Origin of the sequence: Bradyrhizobium sp. WSM1253 (assembly GCF_000244935.1) — a bacterium.
In the GTDB taxonomy this organism is placed as follows: Bacteria; Pseudomonadota; Alphaproteobacteria; order Rhizobiales; family Xanthobacteraceae; genus Bradyrhizobium; species Bradyrhizobium canariense.
Window position 1 is genome coordinate 6,561,070 of sequence record NZ_JH600073.1, and the last position, 8,119, is coordinate 6,569,188.

Sequence of the window (8,119 nt, forward strand, 5' to 3'; positions counted from 1 at the left end):
GCACCCAACTCAGGTCCAGAAAACCGTCGATTTGCCGTACCAGGTGATCAACCGGCACCACCTTGTCGAGATCAAAGGAGTAAAAGAACTGGCCCTGACCGCTCTCCTGCCGACCTAACATCCGCTGCTCCCGCAAATGCCGCCTCACACCAACGGAATCACGGTTCGCGAGTCGTCTCAACCGGAGTTTTGCAACACAATCGAGTTTTACAGCGGACGCCGCGCTGCTTGGTCGTGATCGGTCGCTTGTGACCCGCATGTATGGTCCGGCCGCGCGTTGCAAGAGGTTTCGTCAACCTGGCAGATGCGGTCTTGCATCAATGTATCCGGCCTCTGATTGGAGCGTGTTGTGCTCCGGGCCATCATGGATATCAGCGCGCATTCGAGCTAATTAGCGGACAGGCCTCGAACGGGCCATTCGGGTCACCAGTGTTCGCATGCGCCGGGAAGACCGATCCTCCATCGTTGTCTCATTCCTCTCGCAGACCTCGGCGGGTAAGGGATGTTGGTTACGTCATCGATCGCACCTCACCTCGTGCTGTTCCTTAGTTCGTGCCTGGCGGTCGTTCCTTTGTCCCGGCCTGCGCGCGCAGACGCGCCGCGCGCAAGGGCCGTCAAGGCCGGCCGTCGTGCTGTCCTGACGTCTTGCTCTACCGCGGTCAGGCCGCGCCTTGACGGCCCCGAGCACGGTGCGAGGATCAGGCAGCTCGGGACGCCGTCTCCTCCGTGTTGACGCACTCGAAGGCGCGTCCCTTGTTGAGAACCGCCCAGGCGATCCGGGCGAGCTTGTTGGCGAGCGCAATCGCCAGCACGTTGTGGTGCAATCGTTTCTTGGCGGCTTCGATCCAAGATTTGAGGCCATAGCGCTCCCAACCCTTGACCTTGACCAGCACAACCCACGCGGCCTGCACAAACAGCGCGCGCAGGTAGCGATTGCCGCGCCTTGATATCTTGCCGAGGATCGTGCGGTCGCCGGTCGATATCTGCTTCGGCACCAGTCCAAGCCAGGCGCCGAAGTCGCGGCCTTTCGAGAACACGTCTCCAGTGCCGATCGCAGCCACCATCGCGCTCGAGATGATCGGGCCAATGCCGGGCACCGTCATCAGTCGCTCGCAGCCTTTGTCTTGACGGGCCAATGCCTCGATTTCGCTGGAGAGGTCCTCGATACGCTCATCCAGCCGGCGCCAGTCACCCGCCAGATCCTCGATGATGCGCAACATGCGAGGCGAGAGCACATCGGTGCGCGTCGCGAGGATACCCGGCAACTCGGACCGCAGGGAGCGCAGGCCTTGCCGCACGGCGATGCCCCGCTCCAGCAGGAACGCACGGATATGATTGATGACGCCGGTGCGCTGACCGACTAATCGCTCGCGCACGCGGTGCAGCGCCTGCAGGTCGAGCTGGTCGGCGGTCTTGGTTGCGACGAACTTCATGGTCGGGCGTTGGACCGCCTCGGCGATGGCTTCCGCATCTCGGAAGTCATTCTTCTGTCCCTTCGAATAGGGGCGCACGTATTTCGCCGGCATCAAGCGGGCGTCGTGGCCAAGCGTTTGCAGCTTGCGACTGAGGTGATGCGCGCCGACGCAGGCCTCCATGCCGATCAAGCACGGCGGCAGGTTGGCGAGCCGCGTTTCCACCTGGCCGCGCGACCACTTCTGCCGCAGCACGATGCCGCCGCGCTGATTCTGGCCAATGATGTGGAACGAGTTCTTGCCGATATCGATGCCGATGACGGCGGGCGAAGCGTCGAGTTTCTGAGACATGGCGTGCTCCTTGTCTTGGGCGCCCCTTGCCAGCTTCTCGTACTGGCAGGGCCGGAGCACGGCCGGACCATTCCATTAGCGGACGTTGCTGGCATCGCTCGGCGTCCCCGGGCATTGACTGCAGCGCAATTTTCGAGACCATGACACACACCATTCTCGCCGCGGGCCGATGTCCAAATCATGTCGCCGAAGAAAATCCAACGCCTAACGCCCGAGCAAATGGCACGCAGGGCGGAATACGCCGCGAGGTGGACGTTGATCAATCTCTGCACCGATCCTGCCGACCGGCCACGTGCTGAGGCGGCGATCCGTGAGATGTACCGTCAGGGCGGCCTTGCGCCCCCCGCCGCGAAGATCGTGTGGTGTGGCTCGCCCATGTCGATGGGGCTAACCCGTGCGACCATCCGCGCCCCCCACATGCTCGACAAGAACACAAAAATCAGCAGGGGCGTCGCGGAGAGCGTCGAGAACAGCGTCCTGGAAAGCGCCGGAGACAGCGGGGACAGCGTGTGGGAAAGCGTCGGGAGCGGCGTCTGGTACAGCGTCAGTGACAGGGTCAAGGACCGCGTGACTCCCATCGTCTGGAACAGCATTGACAGCATCTTGATGAGCATCTGGCTCGGTGTCACGGTCAACGTCTGGCACAGCATCGCGGACTGCGTTGGACAGCGTCCGCGATGCCGTCGTTTACAGCGTCTATCGGTCGCGCCGAATGGCTCGCAGTACATCGCTATCTCCGGGACGTGGTCGGCCTGGTCGAAGAGACGGACAAGCTGTCCGGTCGTTGGGAACTGGCGCAATCGGCAGGGTGGGCGCTCCCGCATCAGAATATTTGCTCGGAACGGCCCAACATTCTTCATCGCGATGACCACGGGCGGCTGCATGGTGAAACCGGACCGGCGGTCGCCTACCCCGACGGCTGGACGATTTACGCCGCCCACGGCGTACGGGTCCCGGGCGATGTCATTGAACGTCCCGACACCATCAGCACGACTGCGATCGACGGCGAGCGAAACGCTGAAATACGCCGCGTCATGATTGAGGGGTACCGCTATGGCGAAGACGTGAGCGGTGCAGCAGCCTACATCCGCGACGCCGGAGGCGAGCAGTTGGACCGCGACGAGCGCTACGGCACGCTGTGGCGGCGCGACTTCCCGGGCGGAGACGACGAGCCGATCGTGATGATCGAGCTTATGAACCCTACACCTCAGCCGGACGGCTCGCGAAGGTGCCATTGGCTGCGCGTGCCACCAAGCGTCACGACCGCGCGCAAGGCGTGGACGTTTAGCCAATCCGGGCGCAAGTACAATCCGCGCAAGGAAACCTGACGCATCCCGCGTCCGTTGTCGCCGGGACCTGGTCGACGTGGCACTCCCTTCCGGCTCGGCGTCGCGAGCGGAAGCTCAAATCCGGCCAGGTCGAAGCTGGTTGGACGGTGCAGTTCATGGTCAAGCCAGGAGAGGCCGACATCCATAGACAGTATCGCCGACGCGGCAAGAGAAATGGCAGCTTCTGGCCCGTTTGAGACCCTGCGATGGCGCCAAAGACGTCTGCTCATCGGGGCTAACCGGAAGTCATCGCGGAGGACTACACCGACGCGATTGACGCGAACGGGACGAACTTGGGAAGGGGCACGACCCCCGAACCGTCGAGCCGAGCCGATACTGAGCGCAGCGCAACGGCATTCGCGGTGACCTCTTAGCCAGTATTTTTGACCGCCTCAGCCAGTATCTCGTAAAGCTGCTGCTTGCTGAATTGCTTGGGCTGCTGCCTCTCCGCCGCGTTCCGCGAGATCTTCTTTGCGACTGGACCGGCGCAAGCTGCCACGACGTCGCCCTCAGCTTCGGGGTCGGCCTTATCTTAGGCGTTGCCGTGGGCAGCTTGTGACCGCGCTTTAGGCCCTGACGGGTCAGCATGCCGCAGACCGCGTTACGACTGCATCCGAGCCGGCGCGCTATCTGCGCCGCGCTATGTCCTGCGGACCAGAGCCTGATGAGGAGCCCTATGTCTTTCGCATCCCAGCCCATGGGGGATATTATAGCACCCACGGCCGAACACGCGTCAATCTAGTTTTCGTCCGGCTCGCGTACGGCCGCCGGTTCGTCGAGCTTGATCTCGGAGAAGGCGACGCGGGAATGGTCGTCTATGCAGACGTGGACGAAATCCCAGCCAGCGCCGCGTCTTTTGTTGGACCACTGGTGAGAAGAGTCGGGTCGCTGAGCCGGGACAGGTCGACCGAACGTAAAGCCCTGCATCGCGCGGAATGGCGCTCACCACCGGACAGTTCGGCTGCGCCTTCGCGCGGCGCCTGATGCACTCCGCCGAATTAACTTCCAACAGCAACATACGATTCACATATGTGGATGCTGGAACAACGTCGGCCGATTTCAGTCTCTGTTGCATCATTTTCCCGATTGGTCCGCCGACGGGCCATGATCCAAGCATGTTAGAAGGCTTGGTTGGGGGGTACACGACATGCGTGAACATCCCGGTCTAGCGGTTGACGCCATTGTGCGGCTGCATGAGCGTCAGGAACGGCTTGCGTCTCAATTGTCCGAACTGGAGTGTCTTCGGGCCCGCGTGCGCGAAGCGGAGCGGCGCGTATTGATCACCGTCGAAACCGCTCCGTCCCGTTCGCGAGCGCCATCGCGGCATACGCCTTTTCCAGTTTCCCCAGCCCGTTCATCTCTTTGAAGTTGTGGCACGCCAACTTTAGCTGCCCCTCGGCTTCGTCGGAAGGCTCTGGCAGAGGCCGCTGAGTCTTTGCGACGGTGCGGCGTTGGAACGCTTCGCTGATTACCGAGTGTTCCCGGCACACGGCCCCAAAGTGGGTAATGCAGTCGTGCCCAGCTCCCCCCAATCCCTCGAAGGCCGGGGCAACCCGGTCCACCACCATGTTTAGAGGTATTGCTATCGCGCTATTTGGGCTGACCATCCTTCGCAGCTCAATCAGGTGCTCTTCTATGGTCGAAATACTGAGCTGCGCGCAGGCTTGTGCGGGAGATTAGTCGCGGTTTTGGGTTGTAGGTAAGCCGTGATGCCATCATTCGCGCGAGGCATGCGAGCTTCCTCAACGGCTACTTCTTCAACAGTATCCCTATCCTTCCCGCCATTCGCCTCACCGATCCTGCGTGACGGCCCAGCTTGGCTGCGATCTTCGATACGCCAGCGCCTGCCCGGGCCAGCTTGGACAGTTGCTGGACCTCGCGGTCGGCCCATTGCTTTGGCTTTTGTGTTTTCATGATGCGGCGCTCAAACCTGTCGCAACTTAACCATTGCGCCTGGTTGCCGGCACTTGGGAAATTTACGGGTGGTGCCGGCCACCACGAGGCTAAGTGGTGCGGCGGCTTTCCAAAACGACAAGTCAACGATAACTTATCGACCGCTGAAACTGCGTTGTGTAGCCGCACGGATATCGTGCAGCACGCGCGGGCGTCATGTCGCTCACATCGCCCTTTTCCATCTATGGAAGGAAGACCGGGGGATGGTGGTTTTCCCTGACGATCCGACATCGTGTCGCACACTGCGGGATGCCTGCCGTGACTACATCGAAGCTATGGCCGTCGATTCGGACGAAGACGATCAGGACGACGATGGCGATGACGATGAAACCTGACTCGCAGCTCCATTTGAGGGAGTCAAAAGTCCGGCCATAATGATCTTTAAGGCAGTGAGAATTGCGATGGCGGACGCTCTGGGGGCGTTTCCCCTGGGGGCGACCGCGGATGGTGGAGCAAGCGCGCGTTCCAAGTCGTAACTGCGTGATCAGGCCAGGGCTGAAGAGGTCCTTCTCTCCGCGCCGAAATTCCTTCCCTGTATCGTTCGCGAGCACCGCATGTGCACCAAAAGGCGTGGCGGAGCCGTGGTCCGTCAGAGCACAAGGCTTCAACCAGGACGAATGTCCAGTCGGAACATTGCGCTAAATGAACAGCGTCGGCGCTCGAAACGAAAGCCAACCGCAGCAAGCGCGTATCGAGTCGCGGTCGGGAAAAACAAAAATTAGTTCTGACGCATAATCATAATGACTCCAGCGTAAAAGCAAAAAATAAGATGGGAAAACATGGGAGGCTGGAATGGAAACCGCACAGCGCTTGCGCGCGATGGCGGCGCTCTGTCGGCAGAGTGCCGCGCTTCATCCTGACAGAAGCTGGAAACTGCTCGCCGAGGCAGAATACTGGGAGCATTTGGCGGCGACTCCTCTCCCAACCGACATTGAAGGCTGTTTCACCCCTGGTCAGCATGACTTAGCTGCTGCCTAGCGCTCACCATTTGTCGTTTCGAAAATCGGATTGGGGTAAATGAGTATTCTTTGGGGCCAGTGGATGACTGCGTGTATCAACGAACGGCCGATGTGTCCGGTATGCAAACACCGGATGGCATTGGCGCGCATCTCTCCCGGCAAGTCCGGATTCGAGAAGCGCACGTTCGAATGCTCGACCTGCGAACGTACCGAGACGGCGTCGTTCGCTGTGGATCCGATGAAGACAGATGCGGTCGGTTGGCTTGCAGGCGAATTGAACCCGCCTCGGTGAGCTTGGGTGCAGTTGGTGGAGCAGCCGGATGAATGTCCAATCGGCAGCACGAACGTTGTGCTATCGTGAGTACAATGGTGTGCCGGGACCTGGGTGGCGTTCCGGATTGCAAGAGCATCGAGCGCAGTGCGATAGATTTCAGCGTTGCTGTGATCTCGAACCCGAATTGCAGAATTGTGGGACATCAGTTCTGGTCGTACCAGCGTGAGCTCTGCCGCGAGACGTTCTGTTTGGTCCGCCGCTCCTTGTCGATCTTCAAGGATCATTCCGCCTTGATGCTGGCATGTTGCATAGGTGACAAGCTCGAATTCGTAGTACGGCATGAAAGCCTCTGAACTCGCAACGCCCACTCTGAGCATAACTGCGCTCTCCATCAGGTGAATTATGGTATGTGAATGCGAAAGCTGGTTTGTGGAAGGATGCGGACCGACTTTCGACCAATGGCCATATCCGGTGATGCTGTGGCGGGCTGATGCTGTTCGCCGAAGTCCACAAAAACTGCGCCCTGACTTGCGGGCCATCTGCGTACCACCATACCGAAGCCTTGGTTGCGAGGCGCGGAGGCAGTAGCTTTGGTGCGGATCGAGGAACTTCAGAGCTGCAACAATATTCAGTCATGATCAACAAGGAGAGATCCGCATGCCGATCCAGACTGTGATGGACAGTACCGGCGACAGCCGTCACTTCTTCGACGCGGACGATGCACGAGAAGTAGCCAAGGCCGAGCAGCGATTTCGCGAGCTGACGAACGTCGGCTTCACCGCCGCGGTCCGGACCGGTTCAGGTCAGGTGTCGCGGATCCGATCGTTCGACCCCACTGCGGAAGAAACTCTCTTCTTCCCCCGGCTGGTCGGCGGCTGAATCGCTGAGCTGTGTGGCTGTTCAGGCGGTCGCGGCCGGGTGAACGCTCACGGAGGAGGGCCGCAAAGGCGCTGTTCATTCGACACGGCGCCGAGAGGACTCCGGAAGGACACGCGCTGCTACTGCTGCGGCAGTACCTCTCGCCCGTCCAGCGGCGGCAATTCGCGCAGACGGGCTATTTCGATGTGGTCGGCGGCGACACGGGCAACCGCTACAGAATCTATGCGGGAGCGGCTGTGAATGTCTGCGAGATCGGCGAAAACGGCCGTCCAAGGATCGGCTTGTGTTTCCTGCCCGTTGGCGACCTTCCGATTGGAGACGTCATGCTGGCCCAGAAGATCGCGCTCGAAACGTGCGAGGGCAGCGCGCTCGCAGTAGCCCGAAAGTTCACTCCCAGCCGTTTCTTGTTCAGCCGGCCCCGCCCACTTCGCTAGCCGCGGCATTGCGTCAGTCACGTTTGGGCGTGACGTCGCCTATTGGGCCTTCGCTTCCACGGCGGGCTGCCGCTACATGTCCGTTCACGGGGCTAGACCGAAGTCGCTAACTATCGGCCAAACCGACGCGAATGACCCAATTCAGACATCGGCCTCCCTCTCTCTCTCTCTCCCTCTCTCTCTTCATGTTGCAGTAGTCTTGAATTGAGACGCCCCGACCAATTGTCGCGGCGCTCGTCGATTTCATATCGTCCGCCAACTAGCCCTTAGACGTTTGTCTCGCGTCGGTTGGCGCAGCGACATATCTAGAGTTCGGCGCAACCAGGAAGTCACGTCAGAGGGCAAACCGACGCGATCGGTGCGCCGTCGCGTGCGCCATTCGCAACTACAATCGATTTTTTTGCGAAGAAACGAGCCTTAGGCCTTTAGGTCCGTGATCCGCATAATCGCGACCACGTTCCCATCATTGAACGCCTGCTCCTTTGTGTCCTTGTTGCAGGTCCAGACAAAATTCTTCTTGCCGGTAAAG

9 protein-coding genes and 1 pseudogene are annotated in these 8,119 nt (G+C 60.4%); 4 read left to right on the forward strand and 6 right to left on the reverse strand.

The window, feature by feature from the left end:
* Nucleotides 1–698: 698 nt before the first annotated feature.
* The gene (locus BRA1253DRAFT_RS31880) at nt 699–1,763 is read right to left on the reverse strand and encodes an IS110 family transposase (protein ID WP_007601172.1); all 1,065 of its coding nucleotides are present in this window, start codon (nt 1,761–1,763) and stop codon (nt 699–701) included.
* A 323-nt stretch (nt 1,764–2,086) separates the two neighbouring features.
* Nucleotides 2,087–2,413 (reverse strand): hypothetical protein, encoded by a 327-nt coding sequence (locus BRA1253DRAFT_RS31885; protein ID WP_035994314.1) that lies wholly within the window; start codon nt 2,411–2,413, stop codon nt 2,087–2,089.
* Between the two features lie 27 nt (nt 2,414–2,440).
* Between BRA1253DRAFT_RS31885 and BRA1253DRAFT_RS31890 the strand changes: the two genes are divergently transcribed.
* Nucleotides 2,441–3,091, forward strand: coding sequence for a DUF6745 domain-containing protein (locus BRA1253DRAFT_RS31890; protein WP_051058475.1), 651 nt, complete (start codon nt 2,441–2,443; stop codon nt 3,089–3,091).
* A 246-nt stretch (nt 3,092–3,337) separates the two neighbouring features.
* Here BRA1253DRAFT_RS31890 and BRA1253DRAFT_RS42165 read toward each other — a convergent pair whose 3' ends face one another.
* The 3 genes and pseudogenes from BRA1253DRAFT_RS42165 to BRA1253DRAFT_RS44690 all read right to left on the reverse strand — a co-directional run bounded on the left by BRA1253DRAFT_RS42165 (nt 3,338) and on the right by BRA1253DRAFT_RS44690 (nt 5,005).
* The gene (locus tag BRA1253DRAFT_RS42165; protein WP_245286006.1) at nt 3,338–3,790 is read right to left on the reverse strand and encodes a GcrA family cell cycle regulator; all 453 of its coding nucleotides are present in this window, start codon (nt 3,788–3,790) and stop codon (nt 3,338–3,340) included.
* 72 nt (nt 3,791–3,862) lie between these two features.
* Nucleotides 3,863–3,982, reverse strand: a pseudogene (locus tag BRA1253DRAFT_RS46335) (IS481 family transposase); the annotation flags it as partial.
* A gap of 858 nt (nt 3,983–4,840) precedes the next feature.
* Entirely contained in the window at nt 4,841–5,005 is a 165-nt protein-coding gene (locus tag BRA1253DRAFT_RS44690; RefSeq protein ID WP_198288274.1) for a hypothetical protein, read from the reverse strand.
* 831 nt (nt 5,006–5,836) lie between these two features.
* Here BRA1253DRAFT_RS44690 and BRA1253DRAFT_RS42175 point away from each other — a divergent pair.
* Nucleotides 5,837–6,022, forward strand: a complete 186-nt coding sequence (locus BRA1253DRAFT_RS42175) for a hypothetical protein (RefSeq protein ID WP_007601176.1) — start codon at nt 5,837–5,839, stop codon at nt 6,020–6,022.
* On the opposite strand, the gene BRA1253DRAFT_RS43910 is transcribed toward BRA1253DRAFT_RS42175, so the two are convergent.
* Nucleotides 6,019–6,618 (reverse strand): hypothetical protein, encoded by a 600-nt coding sequence (locus BRA1253DRAFT_RS43910; RefSeq protein WP_157158656.1) that lies wholly within the window; start codon nt 6,616–6,618, stop codon nt 6,019–6,021. The genes BRA1253DRAFT_RS42175 and BRA1253DRAFT_RS43910 overlap by 4 nt on opposite strands.
* A gap of 316 nt (nt 6,619–6,934) precedes the next feature.
* Here BRA1253DRAFT_RS43910 and BRA1253DRAFT_RS31910 point away from each other — a divergent pair, with 316 nt between their 5' ends.
* Nucleotides 6,935–7,156, forward strand: coding sequence for a hypothetical protein (locus tag BRA1253DRAFT_RS31910; RefSeq protein ID WP_007601178.1), 222 nt, complete (start codon nt 6,935–6,937; stop codon nt 7,154–7,156).
* 11 nt (nt 7,157–7,167) lie between these two features.
* Complete coding sequence (locus BRA1253DRAFT_RS45585) at nt 7,168–7,590, forward strand: hypothetical protein (protein WP_007601179.1); 423 nt, start codon at nt 7,168–7,170, stop codon at nt 7,588–7,590.
* The last annotated feature ends 529 nt before the right edge of the window (nt 7,591–8,119 follow it).

Coding starts and splice junctions, on each gene's coding strand:
- BRA1253DRAFT_RS31880 (WP_007601172.1), bottom strand. CDS start 1,763: ATGTCTCAGAAACTCGACGCTTCGCCCGCCGTCATCGGCATCGATATC.
- BRA1253DRAFT_RS31885 (WP_035994314.1), bottom strand. CDS start 2,413: ATGCTGTGCCAGACGTTGACCGTGACACCGAGCCAGATGCTCATCAAG.
- BRA1253DRAFT_RS31890 (WP_051058475.1), top strand. CDS start 2,441: ATGCCGTCGTTTACAGCGTCTATCGGTCGCGCCGAATGGCTCGCAGTA.
- BRA1253DRAFT_RS42165 (WP_245286006.1), bottom strand. CDS start 3,790: ATGGGCTGGGATGCGAAAGACATAGGGCTCCTCATCAGGCTCTGGTCC.
- BRA1253DRAFT_RS44690 (WP_198288274.1), bottom strand. CDS start 5,005: ATGAAAACACAAAAGCCAAAGCAATGGGCCGACCGCGAGGTCCAGCAA.
- BRA1253DRAFT_RS42175 (WP_007601176.1), top strand. CDS start 5,837: ATGGAAACCGCACAGCGCTTGCGCGCGATGGCGGCGCTCTGTCGGCAG.
- BRA1253DRAFT_RS43910 (WP_157158656.1), bottom strand. CDS start 6,618: ATGCCGTACTACGAATTCGAGCTTGTCACCTATGCAACATGCCAGCAT.
- BRA1253DRAFT_RS31910 (WP_007601178.1), top strand. CDS start 6,935: ATGCCGATCCAGACTGTGATGGACAGTACCGGCGACAGCCGTCACTTC.